This is a genomic window from Streptomyces sp. NPDC086080, from assembly GCF_044540255.1.
Classification (GTDB): Bacteria; Actinomycetota; Actinomycetes; order Streptomycetales; family Streptomycetaceae; genus Streptomyces.
Genome location: NZ_JBITRU010000050.1, coordinates 1 through 13,119, shown reverse-complemented (window position 1 = coordinate 13,119; position 13,119 = coordinate 1). Strand labels below are relative to the sequence as shown.

At 71.1% G+C, this 13,119-nt stretch carries 9 protein-coding genes; 3 read left to right on the top strand and 6 right to left on the bottom strand.

Translation table 11 applies throughout. The features are described 5' to 3' along the window. Positions 1-110 precede the first annotated feature (110 nt). The gene (locus ACIF9R_RS35035; RefSeq protein WP_399986634.1) at positions 111-971 is read right to left on the bottom strand and encodes a helix-turn-helix transcriptional regulator; all 861 of its coding nucleotides are present in this window, start codon (positions 969-971) and stop codon (positions 111-113) included. An 87-nt stretch (positions 972-1,058) separates the two neighbouring features. Here ACIF9R_RS35035 and ACIF9R_RS35030 point away from each other — a divergent pair, with 87 nt between their 5' ends. After that, positions 1,059-1,826 carry an SDR family oxidoreductase gene (locus ACIF9R_RS35030; RefSeq protein ID WP_399986632.1) on the top strand — a complete coding sequence of 256 codons (768 nt, stop codon included), beginning with the start codon at positions 1,059-1,061 and terminating at the stop codon, positions 1,824-1,826. 121 nt (positions 1,827-1,947) lie between these two features. Then, complete coding sequence (locus tag ACIF9R_RS35025) at positions 1,948-2,157, top strand: 4-oxalocrotonate tautomerase family protein (RefSeq protein ID WP_399986630.1); 210 nt, start codon at positions 1,948-1,950, stop codon at positions 2,155-2,157. A gap of 98 nt (positions 2,158-2,255) precedes the next feature. Here the strand turns inward: ACIF9R_RS35025 and fusA are convergent, their stop codons facing one another. Both fusA and ACIF9R_RS35015 read right to left on the bottom strand, forming a co-directional pair. Then, entirely contained in the window at positions 2,256-4,331 is a 2,076-nt protein-coding gene (fusA, locus tag ACIF9R_RS35020; RefSeq protein WP_399986628.1) for an elongation factor G, read from the bottom strand. Between the two features lie 661 nt (positions 4,332-4,992). Next, a complete protein-coding gene (locus ACIF9R_RS35015) occupies positions 4,993-5,766 on the bottom strand; it encodes a hypothetical protein (RefSeq protein ID WP_399986626.1) in 774 nt (257 codons plus the stop codon). Positions 5,767-6,055: 289 nt separating this feature from the next. Here ACIF9R_RS35015 and ACIF9R_RS35010 point away from each other — a divergent pair, with 289 nt between their 5' ends. Next, on the top strand, positions 6,056-7,594 hold the full coding sequence (locus ACIF9R_RS35010; protein ID WP_399986624.1) for a hypothetical protein: 1,539 nt from the start codon (positions 6,056-6,058) through the stop codon (positions 7,592-7,594). A gap of 224 nt (positions 7,595-7,818) precedes the next feature. Here ACIF9R_RS35010 and ACIF9R_RS35005 read toward each other — a convergent pair whose 3' ends face one another. From ACIF9R_RS35005 to ACIF9R_RS34995, 3 genes are all read right to left on the bottom strand, one after another. Beyond that, positions 7,819-9,672: an FG-GAP-like repeat-containing protein gene (locus ACIF9R_RS35005; RefSeq protein WP_399986622.1), complete on the bottom strand. Its 1,854-nt coding sequence runs from the start codon at positions 9,670-9,672 to the stop codon at positions 7,819-7,821. Between the two features lie 904 nt (positions 9,673-10,576). After that, positions 10,577-11,200, bottom strand: a complete 624-nt coding sequence (locus tag ACIF9R_RS35000; protein ID WP_399986620.1) for a DUF6461 domain-containing protein — start codon at positions 11,198-11,200, stop codon at positions 10,577-10,579. A 95-nt stretch (positions 11,201-11,295) separates the two neighbouring features. Further along, the gene (locus ACIF9R_RS34995; protein WP_399986618.1) at positions 11,296-12,507 is read right to left on the bottom strand and encodes a hypothetical protein; all 1,212 of its coding nucleotides are present in this window, start codon (positions 12,505-12,507) and stop codon (positions 11,296-11,298) included. Positions 12,508-13,119: the final 612 nt, after the last annotated feature.

The window sequence follows — 13,119 nt, the reverse complement described above, 5'->3', positions numbered from 1 at the left end:
GGCTTGAGAAGCAGGTGGCTTCGGCCCGTTCAGTGTTTCTGCGCGCGGCGGGGGCAACCAGGGGATGTCATCCCGTGGGTGGGAGTCCCCCGGCACGGCGGCGGGGGGTGTCAGGGCGCGGAGTCGACGACGTCCTGGGTGCCGAGGACCGCGAGCAGGTCGAGCCGGTCGGCGCTGTCGGTGCCCGCGGCGGGGGTGAACCAGAGCAGGCGCTGGCGGCCGTCCTCGCTGAACAGATTGAGGCAGTTGACCTCGACGACACCGAGCGCGGGGTGCCGGATGCGTTTGCGGTCGTCGCGCCGGAAGGCCACGTCGTGCTCGGCCCACAGTGCGGCGAACTCGGACGAGGCATCCAGCAGCGCCCGGATCATCGACGTGACCTCGGCGTCCTTGGCGTTCCGCCGGGCGGCGGCTGCCCGCAGGTCGGCGACGAACGCACGGGACTGGGTCGCGTGGTCGGCCTCGGGGTACGCGCTCCGGGCCTCGGGTTCCGTGAACCACCGGTGGACGAAGCTGGCCCGCGCCCCCCGGAAGCGGGAGTGGTCCCCCAGGAGCGCCACCGCCAGCGGGTTCTGCACCAGCGTGACGTGCAGGTCGGTGATGACCTGCGCCGGTGTGGAGGGCATCCGCTGGAGCAGGTCGAGCATGCCGGGGTGGACGTGCGAGGCCGCGCTGCCCGCGGCCGGCACCGGGCGGTCCGCCAGGTGGTAGAGGTAGTCGCGCTCGTCGGCGGTCAGGCGCAGCGCCCGCGCCAGTGCGGCGATCATCTGCTCCGACGGCTGCGATCCGGCGCCGCGTTCGAGCTCGTTGTAGTAGTCCACGGACGCCCCGGCGAGCTGGGCGACCTCGTCCCGGCGCAGCCCGGGCACCCGGCGCCGCGGCCCGGCGGGAAGTCCCACGTCGGCCGGGCGGATACGGTCCCGCCGCGACCGGAGGAACGCCCCCAGCTCGGTGTATTTCGCTGAACCCATGGCCCCCATTGTCCGCTCCGCCGGGACACCGGCCCAGGGGATGACATCCCCTGGTTGCGCCGGCCGGCACGGCGGATGGTGGAGGACATGAGTACCAACGATTCCCCTTCCCCTTCCACACCGGCACTCCCCCGGGTCGCCGTCGTCACCGGTGGCTCCCGCGGCATCGGCCGCGCGGTCTCGCTCGAACTGGCCCGGAGCGGACTGGCCGTGGCGGTGAACTACGCCAGGGACGCGGCCTCGGCCGAGGAGACGGTCAAGACGATCACCGCGGGCGGCAGGCGGGCGGTCGCCGTGCGGGCGGATGTGGCGGACGAGCACGCGGTCGCCGCGTTGTTCGACCGGACGGAGCGCGAGTTCGGTGGCGTGGACGTCGTCGTGAACTGCGCCGGCCGCCTCGCCCTGTCGTCCATCGCCGACCTCGATCTGGCGGTGCTCGACGCGGTGCACCGCACCAATATCCGCGGCACCTTCGTGGTGGCCCGGGAAGCCGCCCGGCGGTTGCGCTCCGGCGGCTCCTTCCTGGGCGTGTCGACCTCCGTGGTCGGAACGCGGTTCCCCGCCTACGGCGCGTACGTGGCGAGCAAGGCGGCCGTCGAGTCGATCACGCTGATCCTGGCGCGCGAGTTGCGGGGGCGGGACATCACGGTGAACACCGTCGCCCCCGGGCCCACGGCCACGGACCTGTTCCTCGACGGCAAGACACCCGAGGAGATCGACCGGCTCGCGAAGGCCGCCCCGCTCGAGAGGCTGGGCAGCCCGGAGGACATCGCCCGGGTCGCCGCCTTCCTCACCGGCCCGGCAGGGCACTGGGTGAACGGGCAGGTCCTGCGGGCCAACGGCGGCATGGTGTGAGCCTCTGCCCGCACCGCGTGCCGCCCCGCCGTGACGCGGGTGTCCGCGCGGCGGCACCCGCGTCACGGGTTCCGTAGGACGTCCGGATCACGCACCGATCCTTTCGACAGAAGGAAGAGACATGCCTTTCGCCCATTTCAAGGTCCCCGCGGGCACCCTCACCGCCGAGGACAAGAAGAAGATGATCGAGCGCACCACCGCTCTGTACGTGGAGATCTACGGGGAGCGGGCCCGCGCCACCACCGTCGTGCTCGTCGACGAGGTCGCCGACGGCGGCTGGGGTGTGGCCGGCCACGTCCTCACCGCCGCGATGCTCAACGGCGACGGCTGACCCCGGCACCGGGGTGGTGGTGGGCACGGACCGGACGCCCGCGCCCACCGCCGCGCCGGAACGCGGCCCCTCCCACCGGAAGGGGCCGCGTTCACGCCTTACCGCGCGGGCGCCGGGGCCGGTGCGGGGGCGTAGCCGGTGGGCCGGGTGGTGAAGGTGCCGCGGCCCTGGGTGCGGCTGCGCAACCGGGTCGCGTAGCCGAAGAGTTCGGCGAGCGGCACGGTGGCGGTGACGACCGTCGCGCCTGCCCGGGTGACCGAGCCGGACACCCGTCCTCGGCGCGCGGCCAGATCACCGAGCACCCCGCCCACCGCGTCCTCGGGCACGGTGACCGTCACCTCGGCCACCGGTTCCAGCAGCACCATCGCGCAGGCCCGCAGGGCGTCCCGCAGTCCGAGGCGTCCGGCGGTGCGGAAGGCGGTGTCCGAGGAGTCCTTCACATGGGTCGACCCGTCGGTGAGCGTCACCCGCAGCCCGGTCACCGGATGCCCGCCCAGCGGCCCCTCCGCGAGCGCGTCCCGGCAGCCCGCCTCGACGGCACGGACGTACTCCTGCGGCACGCGCCCGCCGACGACCGTCGAGCGGAACACGAAGCCGGAGTCCGGGGAGTCCAGGAAGTCCAGTGGTTCGACTGGTTCGACTGGTTCGACGTCGAGGACGACGTGGGCGAACTGGCCCGCCCCGCCGTCCTGTTTGACGTGCCGGAACACGAACCCGGTCACCCCTCGGCCGACGGTCTCCCGGTAACTGACCCGGGGGCGGCCGACGTTGACGCCCAGTGCGTGATCACGCCGGATCTTCTCCACCGCGACCTCCAGATGCAGCTCCCCCATGCCGGACAGCACCGTCTGGCCCGTCTCCGGGTCGGTGCGCACCACCAGTGAGGGGTCCTCCTCCGCGAGCCGTGCCAGTGCCGACGCCAGGCGTCCGGTGTCCGTGCCCTTCAGCGCCTCGACGGCCACGGAGACGACCGGTTCGGCCGCACCCGGAGGTTCCAGGAGGAGCGGGGCGCCGGGCGCGCACAGGGTGGAACCGGTGCGGGCGGACTTCAGTCCGACCACGGCGACGATGTCCCCGGCGACGGCACGCTCCAGCGGCGCGTGCCGGTCGGCCTGTACGCGCAGGATGCGTCCGACGCGCTCGGAACGGCGTGCCGTGGCGTCCCACACCGTGTCTCCCTTCTCGATCGTCCCGGAGTAGACGCGCAGGTAGGTCAGGCGTCCGGTGGCGGTCGCGTTCACCTTGAACGCGAGGGCGGCCAGTGGCTCCGCCGGGTCGGCGGCCCGCCGGCGCTCGGTGCCGTCGTCGTGCGTACCGCGCACCGGCGGCACGTCGAGCGGCGACGGCAGATAGGCGAGTACGGCGTCGAGCAGTGGTTCGATGCCGCGGTTGCGGTAGGCGGAGCCGCACAGGACGACGACGGCGTCACCGTCGCGGGTGAGGTCCCGCAGGGCGGCCGTGAGCGTGCCGGTGCCGATCGTGCCGGTGTCGCAGAACTCCTCCAGCGCGCCCGGATGCAGTTCGGCGACGGCCTCCTCCAGCAGCCGGCGCCGTTGGTACGCCTCCTCGCGCAGTTCCTCCGGCACCGGTGCCGCAGCGCGTGCCTCACCCTCGTCGGTCCAGTTCAGGGCCCGCATGCCGAGCAGGTCGACGACACCGCTGAAGCCGTCCTCCGCACCGATCGCCAGCTGCACCGCCAGGGGTGCGGGGTGCAGCCGCTCCCGGATCGAGGCGACGGCGGCGTCCAGCGAGGCGCCGGCCCGGTCCATCTTGTTGACGAACGCGATGCGCGGCACACCGTGCCGGTTCGCCTGCCGCCACACCGACTCGCTCTGCGGCTCCACACCGGCGACCGCGTCGAACACGGCGACCGCGCCGTCGAGGACGCGCAGCGCGCGCTCCACCTCGTCGGCGAAGTCGACGTGCCCCGGGGTGTCGATGAGGTTGATCCGGTGGCCGTCCCAGGTGCAGCTGACGGCGGCGGCGAAGATGGTGATGCCCCGGTCGCGTTCCTGCGGGTCGAAGTCGGTGACGGTGGTGCCGTCGTGCACCTCACCGCGCTTGTGCGTGGTGCCGGTGGCGTACAGGATCCGCTCGGTGACGGTGGTCTTGCCGGCGTCGACGTGGGCGAGGATGCCGAGGTTGCGGACGGTGGCGAGTGGGTCGGTGCGCATGGCCCGTGGCCTTTCGGATGATCCGGGAAAGGGCGGCGCGATGGGTCCCCGGCGCACGGCGTCGGACGTCCCCGGTGTGCGGGGCGCCGACGATCAGGCGTGCGTCAGGGCATCCGGTGCCGGGCGCGCAGCGGGCACCGGACGGCCGGAGACACCAGGATCACCACGGACCGACGGGACCGGGAACGGGGAGCGGTTGCGGTGGCGTGGTCGCGCACGGCCGTCTCCCCTCACTGGTCATGGATGCGCTGCCCTGTGCGGGCGGCGCCTGCTCGGTGAGTCTAGGGAAGGAGGGAGGGGCGGGCCACGCAATTTTCGCCGCCGCACTCCGGAAGACCTTCGGGCCGATGAGGGCTCTCCTGTCGGAGCCCTTCCCGACGAGCGTGCGCTGCACGAGGGCAAGACCGACGACGCCCCCGATCTGCGCGCGGCCCACGCCGCCGCTGCGGCCCCCGAGTTGTGCGGTGCCCGCGCCGCGGCTCCCTTCGCCGTCCGGGGACGGAAGGGGGCCGCGGGTGACGGCCGGAGGGAAAGCACGGTCGCGGTCGGCCAGGACGCAAGGCGTCGGGTCCGCCGTGATCGCGGCGGACCCGACGCCCCCACCGTCGCAGCCGTTACCGGCGGGGGCTCGGCTCCCACCAGCCCGCCGGCACCGCGGACATCACTTCACCACGACGTAGTCCCCGGACGATGCCGACGACCCGGTGGTGGTGTTGCCGTAGTACACCCAGCGCCACGTACCCGTCTTGGATGCCTTCACGGTTGTCCTGAGAACACCCGAGCCGTTCGCGTACACCTTCTTCACCGTGGTGTAGGAGGCGGTACCGGCGGCCTTGAACTGCAGGCTCACCAGGCGGCCTCCGTAGCGGCCGTACTTCCTGGTCTCCCAGTTGGCCCGGGTGACCTTTCCGGTCACGGTGAGGGTCCTGCCCTTGGACACCGGTTCCGGCGAGGCGTTGACGGTGAGGTGTGAGTCGCGCTTGACGTAAACCGTCAGACCCTTGGCGTCGACGTCACCACCGCCGCCCTTGAAGTGCACCTCGGCCCCGACCTTCCAGGCCCCGGCCTCGCTGTTGCGCATGTCCCACTCGCTCGGGTCGAAGTACATCGTCTCGTTGAAGTCGCAGACGCTTGAACTCACCCTGATGCAGTCGCTCGTCTCGATGGCGTGCCAGAGCCGATCACCCGTAGCACCCGCACCACCGCGGTACAGGAACACCGCAGGGAACTTCCACTGGCGCGTGGTCGCCATCCGGAAGGAGGCGGGCACCGCGACCTCCTTCGACACCCCGATCACGATCGGCTTTCCGCCGTTCACCTTGACACGGGAGAACGAGACCCCGCCCTCGGCCGCCCCGGCCGGCACCGCGGCCACGGCCGTGAACGCCGCCGCCGCACCACCGGCCACGACGGCTCTCCAGACCTGTTTCCCCACCTGATCCCCAATCTGCTTACGGAAAAGCACCGACGGCTCATCCCTCCAGCGCCTTACAGACGGCCGGCATCCACACGGGGTTGCACACCCGCACATCACGATGGGGCATCAGACAATCCCCGCCTCCCGCGCAGCTACCGAAACAGACGGCGTTGTCACCCGAAAGCCGTCACTCTGCGCGGTTTCCCCCTCCTTCACCCCGTGCCGCATACGGTGGTCTCACCGCCCCAACGCCCCCGGCGGGAAGCGGCGGAGGCATCCAGGACACGGGAGACGGAGGAAGTACGGGATGACACAGGCCGCCGCAGGGAGCCCGCTGGACGAACGGGTGCCGGGACGCCGGTGGACCGTGCGTCTGGACCCCGTCGGCCGGGGCAGCGCGGAGGTGCGCGTCTCGTGCAGCCGACCCGCCTGTGCCGAGCAGCGTCTGCCCTCCGCGGCGGCGGGCCGGACGGCCGCGGTCGCCCATCTGAAGGCCCACCTACGCGCCGACCCCACCCCCAGGGCCGACGCCTACTGCGCCTGCCGGGCCGACGGTTGCGGCGCCCACCTGGCCGACACCGGCAGGCACACACGTACCGAACAGTCCTGGCGGTGCGGCGGACCGGTCGTCCTGGCGGTGATCAACGATCGGGTGGGACGCTGGTGGCAGGCCCTGGAGTGCTGTTCGCGGTGCGCGGCCGCCACGCCCGGAGCGCAGACCGCGGCCACCTCCCAGCCGTCCACGTCCCGGCCCCCCGGCCGCCCGGTGCCCGCACCGGCGGGCGTAGGCACCGGCGCGCCACAGTTCTCCGACCAACAGGTCAGCACCGTGGCAGGAGTTCCGACGCCCCGTCCGGTACCCGCGCGGCAGCGCCGTCGGCCGGAGGGAAGGGTCGCCCAGCGTGTCATCCCGCACGACCTGCGGCCCGTATCCCTGCGGGACGAACTCGTCGAACTGGGCCGGCTGTTCCGCACCTACCAGAAGCGCGCCGAACCCGACCTGTCGGTGCTGGCCGACCTCCAGGAACGCAAGGCCCGCGCCTTCCTCACCTGGTCCGACGTCAGTTGCGACGTCACGCTGCGGCTGGAGGCGCAGCGGGCCGAGCAGGCCGCAGCCGTCATCCGGCGGCAGCACGCGCACCGCACCGGCTGCGTCCCGGAGGGCGAGGAACCGGGCGTGGCGCGCCTGCTGCCCGTACCGGTGCAGTGGGGGTACGCGCGCTCCGTCCTGGCGCACGTGGCCGCGCACACGCCGCTGCCCGGACCGGAGGCACGGCTGCTGGTGCTGATGCTGACCCTGCGCACCGCGCACACCGGCACCGGCAACCTGGTCGGCCAGGACGTCACCGGACTGGGCCTGACCGATCCGGAGGACCTGCTCGAGACGCTCACCGGCTGCGGCTGGCTGGAGATCCCCGGCACGGTGGCCGACCTGCTCGCCTCCCGCCCGGAGAACCCCACCCCGATCACCGTGCCCTCCCTCACACCCGGCGCGGAGCCTTCCCTCACCTTCGGCAGGAAGACACGGCCCAAGCTCTCCGGCTGGGCCCAGCGGGTCGTCTCGGACAAGAAGCTCCGCAAGAAGAAGGCCCCCGCCGCCACCCGCCTGCTCGCCCTGACACTGGCCACCCGGACCACCCCCGAGGGACACCTCGGCCCCGACGGCGAAGGCCTCCCCCTGGACAGCCTCACCGACCAGGTCGCCCTACCCCCCGGTGAACTACTCCCCCTGATCGACCAGTTGACGGCGCTCGACTGGCTCACCGACACCAGCCCCACCGAAACCCACCTCACCGCCCGCCTCACCGACCGCGTCCTCCCCCTCACCTGCCCGCTCACGGAGTGAGCTCCGGCACCGGGTCCCGCCCTCGTACAGCGCCCTCCCGTACCGGCGTTTCCCCTGGTGACACGCCCGTCGCAGCCACCTCCTTTCCCCAGAGGACTTTCACCTCCAAGCGATCGCCCAGCCGGGCGTACTGACGCGGGGCCCGCGTACCGGAAGGTACGGGGCCCCGCAGGGGCACGGCCGCTCGGGCGGTACGGCGGTACCGCCGTACTACCGTGCCGCGGTCAGCTGACCGGACCGCTCCAACGGGCTGCCGGGGCGCTGAACGCACTGCCCGTGCTCAGCCACGTGTACACACCGCCCGTCGTGCGGCCGTCGACGGTCTCCCCGAGGTGGTAGTACACGCCGGCGTCGGCCTTGCGGTCGCCGTTGTAGTCACCGGAGGTGAACTGGCTGCGAGCCCACTCGAAGTTGCCGGTGCTGTCCCATTTCAGGGCGGAGGAGAAGGCCGATCCGCTACTGGTGAGAGTGAACAGGGCCGATCCGTACTTGCCGTTCTCGCGCAGGCCTCGGTCGTAGAAGATGCCGATGTCGGCCTTGCCGTCCCCGTTGTAGTCGCCGGACGCCACCTTGCCGTTGGACCAGGTGAAGCCGCCGGTAGGCGCCCAGGTGGTCTGGATCGCGTCGAAGCCCGAGCCGGTGCCGTAGAAGGTGAAGACCTTCGCGTGGTGCTTGCCGTCGACGTCCGTGCCCGTGTCGTAGAAGACCGACACGTCGTCCTTGCCGTCGCCGTTGTAGTCACCGGCGGTCGGTGTGCTCATGGTCCAACGGAAGTTGCCGGAGCTCTCCCACTTCAGGCTCGGCGAGGCAAAGGTCGTACCGGTGCCGGCGAAGGTGAACAGCGCCGAGCGGGTCACCCCGTCGGTGCCGAGGCCCCGGTCGTAGAAGACGCCGATGTCGCTCTTGCCGTCGCCGGTGAAGTCCCCGGACACCACCTTGCTCTTACCCCAGGTGAAGCCGCCCGGCGTGGTCCAGGTGCGCTTCGCCGCGGAGAAGCCTGTGCCGGTGCTGTACCAGGTGTAGATCGACGAGATGTTCTTGCCGTCCGCGGCCTGGCCGCCGTCGTAGAAGACGGAGATGTCGTCCTTGCCGTCCCCGTTGTAGTCGCCGGACGTCACCTTGCTGCTGGACCACGTGAAGCCGCCGGGCGTGCTCCACACCTTCTGTGGGGCCTGGAAGCCGGTGCCGTTGCTCAGCCAGGTGTAGAGAGAGGAGCGGTTCTTGCCCTCAAGCGAGGTGCCGTTGTCGTAGAACCCGGCGACGTCCGTCCTGCCGTCGCCGTTGAAGTCCCCGGAGACCGTCTGGGACTCCTGCGGCAAGGCACGCACCTGCTTGACCCAGGTGCCGAGGTCGTCGACCCGCGCCTCGACGGCGTCAGTACGGGTCTCGGTGGCATCCATGCCGTAGCAACCACCCTGCCAGGATTGACTGTTGAGAGCGACCAGCTCGACCGTGCCGTCCGTTTCGCGTAGCGCGGGGCCACCGGCGTCGCCCCGGCAGACCGTGCCGCCGCCGCTCGCCACGTCGACCGTGGTGCCGGTCGGGGCCTCCCGCACGGTGAAGGAGCCGGAGTGCAGCCGGTCGGTCACCCAGGCGTCGCGAGTGCGACCGTAGCCCAGCATGCGCAGCGACTCGCCCTGTGCGGCCGGGGTGTCGGCGATCACCACCGGGTCGACGCCGGTGACCGGCTGGGCCAGCCGGGCCATCACCACATCGCGGTCCTGTCGCGGCACGATCTCCACGACCTGCGTCGACGTGCCGCCGGTGGCAGTCGGGTCCGCGCGGCCGACGACCACTGTGGTCGGCACCTGCGGAGCGCCCGGTGGGACGGGGAAGGCCTGCGCCGAGTCGTCGGAGAAGCAGCTGCTCGCCGTGAGGATCCACTGCGGGTCGACCAGGACGCCCGTACAGGCACGCTCCTCGCCCACCTCCACATAGGCGGTGAAGGCGTACTGCCCTTCAGCGACGGCCTCACCGTCCAGGGCCCGCGCGGGGCCTGTCGCGGTGAGTGCCCCGGCCGCGGCTATGGCGGTCAGCAGCGCTGTCCCCCGCACCGCGCGGGTCTTTCTTTCGGTCACGAAGATCTCCTAGCAGGCGTTGTCACGTTGTCGGGGCGTGGCTGTGATGAGGGCATGGTGAGGCCGGTTGTCGGTGGTCAGGCCGGACTGTGGCGGAGCGCGGCATGGGTGTCCGGTTCAAGAGGGGATCAGCATCTCGAGTCGGTGGCAGGCTCCTCAGTGTCCGGATCTCGACCGGGACGTGCTCCCGGCCGTTGACGGACTCACCGACTCCGCCCAGATGTCCGTGGGCATGTCGTACTCAACGCGGTCACCCTCGGCGGTCATTTCGAGGTCTGTGTTCCCGCAATCCCCGGTTCGCATCCCCTACGCCCGAGTTGCCGGCCAGGGGCGAGGAACCTCGGGGGTTCTCCTCGCTCTTCCGGACTTCAACCCAGACCGGGGCACCAGCGGCGGTCACGGTGCCCGGAACGCGCGTCAATGCGCTGCGTGACTTCCTCACAGTCCTGGAAGTCGACAGTCGGCAGGAGCCCACAGCCTCATTGCCCCCTCTGCGGTTCAATCGCCTTATCAAAGCGGGAATTTGGCGGGCACGTCCATTCCAGAATCGGACAGATGGCGGGCAAACGGCGGGCACCAGGTGCACTGTGCGTCACAGGCGAGAGACATTGTCGTGCTGTCAACAAAGAACCTGCACTCCAGGCGCTGTCGCGCGTCCTGAGCCGGGAAAGGCGGTGGCTGGGCTGTGGTCCAGGGGAGGGCGGCACGGCCGCACTCCGATGGCGCGGGCATCGAAACCCACCGGCAGCGGGACAACCCATTGCAGACCATCGCCCTCGCCGGTCAGGGAGGCCCCCGTCCCGTGGCCCTCCGGTCCGTCGAGCCGGTGGGGTGACTGCGTACCGGGAGCTGAAGCCCGCTTCGGACTTCTGGTGGACGCGGGGTGGCAGGGACGGCCGTGGACCTACAGGATCTCGATGGCGCCCGGTGGGACCGGGCCCTCGCCCGCGTAGGAGTCGCCGCGCGGTGCGGTCGGGGCGTCGTCCTCCGCGACGGTCAGGGTGGGCCAGGGGGCGGCCATGGTCGCGTCGTTCAGGGTGAGGCCGAGGTGGTCGAGGACGAGGGTGACCACGGAGGCCATTCCAAAGCCCTCACGCTCGGCCAGGGCTTGCTGGATCCTGTCCCACCAAGGACTGGAATGTTCGGGCCGGGGTTGTTCCAGGCCGGGTTCGAAGTTCTCCAGGCACTGGCCGTCGCGCCAGTGCTGGAAGACGGCAAGGCCCTCGGTGGACAGAACGCTGTAGGTCTCGGTGCCACGGGACAGCGCGGCGAGGAGTTCGGGCCATGAGCCGATGACGCCGTCCTCCTCGACACAGAAGGTCCAGTCGCCGAGCCTTCCGGACCGTAGGAGCGACACGGCTCCGGCAGCGAATTGGCCGGTGGGCAGGTCGGACGCGGCGTCCGCGTCGAGCGGGCGGGAACGGGCCGGGTCGGCGCCGTAGCGGGTGAACACCTCGGCGGGGTCCAGGCCCCGGGTGAAGGTGACGCACATCTGGTCACCCGCCCAGTCGAACGTGTCCGTTGCCATGTTCTGCCTCCGTCCCGTGCACCGGCGCCGTCTGCCGGATCGTGTCTGCCGGGCCCCCGCGGCACAACGCGGGGGCCCGGTTCATGGTGCCCGGTTCAGGCGGTGAACTCGATACGGAACGGGTCGTCCGTCACCAGGCGCTGGTACTTGCGCAGGGAGCCCAGGACGCCTCCGGCGGAGCTGTTGGCACGCTGGGTTATGTGCAGCCGCAGGCAGGTCTCCGTGCCGGTGGTCGGGCGGTTGGGCCAGGTCGCGGGTGCGGACCACACGTTGTTCACGACCTGAGGGGTCAGTTCGGCGCAGAGGCTGCCGGCCTGACCGCCCTCCCTGGTGCTGGCGGGCGGAAACTCGTCACAGCTGTCCGCGCCGCGGGTGTTCGGGTACAGGTTGGTGAACGGGGTGCAGGTCGCGTTGCGGTTGGCTGTCGCCTGGGCCAGGTCGACGGCGTGCAGGATGTCGGTACCGCGGCGCCGCATGATCTCCTCGTAGATCGGGACGACGATCCCGTACTTCTCGTGCGAGCGTGAATAGCTGAGGACGGGCGGGTCGTTCGTGGGGATGACGCAGCCGCGCAGTCGGGGCTGCTCGGCGTCACAGCGGATCTTGCCGCTCGTGGGGCTGGACCAGGACGCACTGGAGTCGATCGGGTTGGCGCCCGGCATCGTGACGTACATCGCGTAGTTGGTCTGGAAGGAGGCGCGGGTGGTGCCCGTGGCGAAGGGGTCGCCGAGGTACTTGGTCTTTCCGGTGACCTCCTGTTCGTACGACAGGGTCTTGGCGTACCAGGGCTGCTTGGTCACCGTCGTGCAGCCGGTGCCGCAGCCGACCTGCATGCGCAGGGTGAGGCTGTGCACGTCGCCGGAGACGCGGATCAGCTTGGCGGTGATCGTCTCGTTGATGTCGAGAGACTTGTAGGAGGTGCTGAGGGTGGAGTTGACGGATATCAGGCCGGTCCCGATGACCCCGCCCTTCGAGTCGAGGAGCTGGTAAGTGACCTCGGCACCGTTCAGGCACATGCCGCCGGTGCGGCTCCACGTCCAGGTGCCGGGGTTGGTGACCTGGCAGGTGGGGGCCGGGGGTTCGGGGTCGTCGGCGTCGGGTTCGAACTCGGTGCTGAGGCCGTCACCGGCCGGGTCGTCGGCCTCGTCCGCCTCCGCGGCCAGGCTTCGCGCGCCCGCGGTGCCTTCGTCGCGCGAGTGGTCGTGGGACCCGCAGGGGCGATGGTGTCCGGCGCGGCCGGAACGGATATCGCCCGGGTGCGGGGCACGGCGGCCGCCTTGGCGGGGCTGCTCTTCACGCTCACGCACGTCGTGAAGGCCTCGGGCGCCGCCGGGTCCGTACCGGCGGGAACGTGGGTGCAGGACTGCCCGGCGGTGAAGGGTGCGGTCTGCAGGGTCGCTGCGGGGGCCGCGGGATCGACCGGATCAGGGCCGGCAGCGGGGCTCGCGGATCCGGGCGCGTCGTGGTCCGGGGCTTCGTCGGCGTTCGTCGTGCCGACGGCCGTGAGGCTCAGGGTGAGGGAGAGCGCGAGGACGGGCAGTACACGTCTGATACGTCGTAAAAATATGTCTTCTCTCTGGTGTCGGTGGATTCCGGGCGAGGGATACGGGCCTCCGTCGGCTCGTGCAGAGACCTGTGCCGTCGGCGATTGCTGCTCCCTGGACCTGCCTGCGTGGTGGAGACGCCGGCGCGGAGTACGGCCTGGGTACGCCGGGCCCAGGCCGGCACCGGTGGGATCGGTTGGTCAGGAACCCACGCCCACGGAGAGGACCCTCGACCGGGCCCTGGCAGCGGTACGTGCGTTTCGCCGAACGCGGTTTCGCGCTAGGCCGTGTTTTGGAACTGAGCTCTTGAACACGCCTCAGGCCGTGATGATCTCGGTGTGGGGCGTGGGGACCTTTCGGATGATCAGTGGTTGG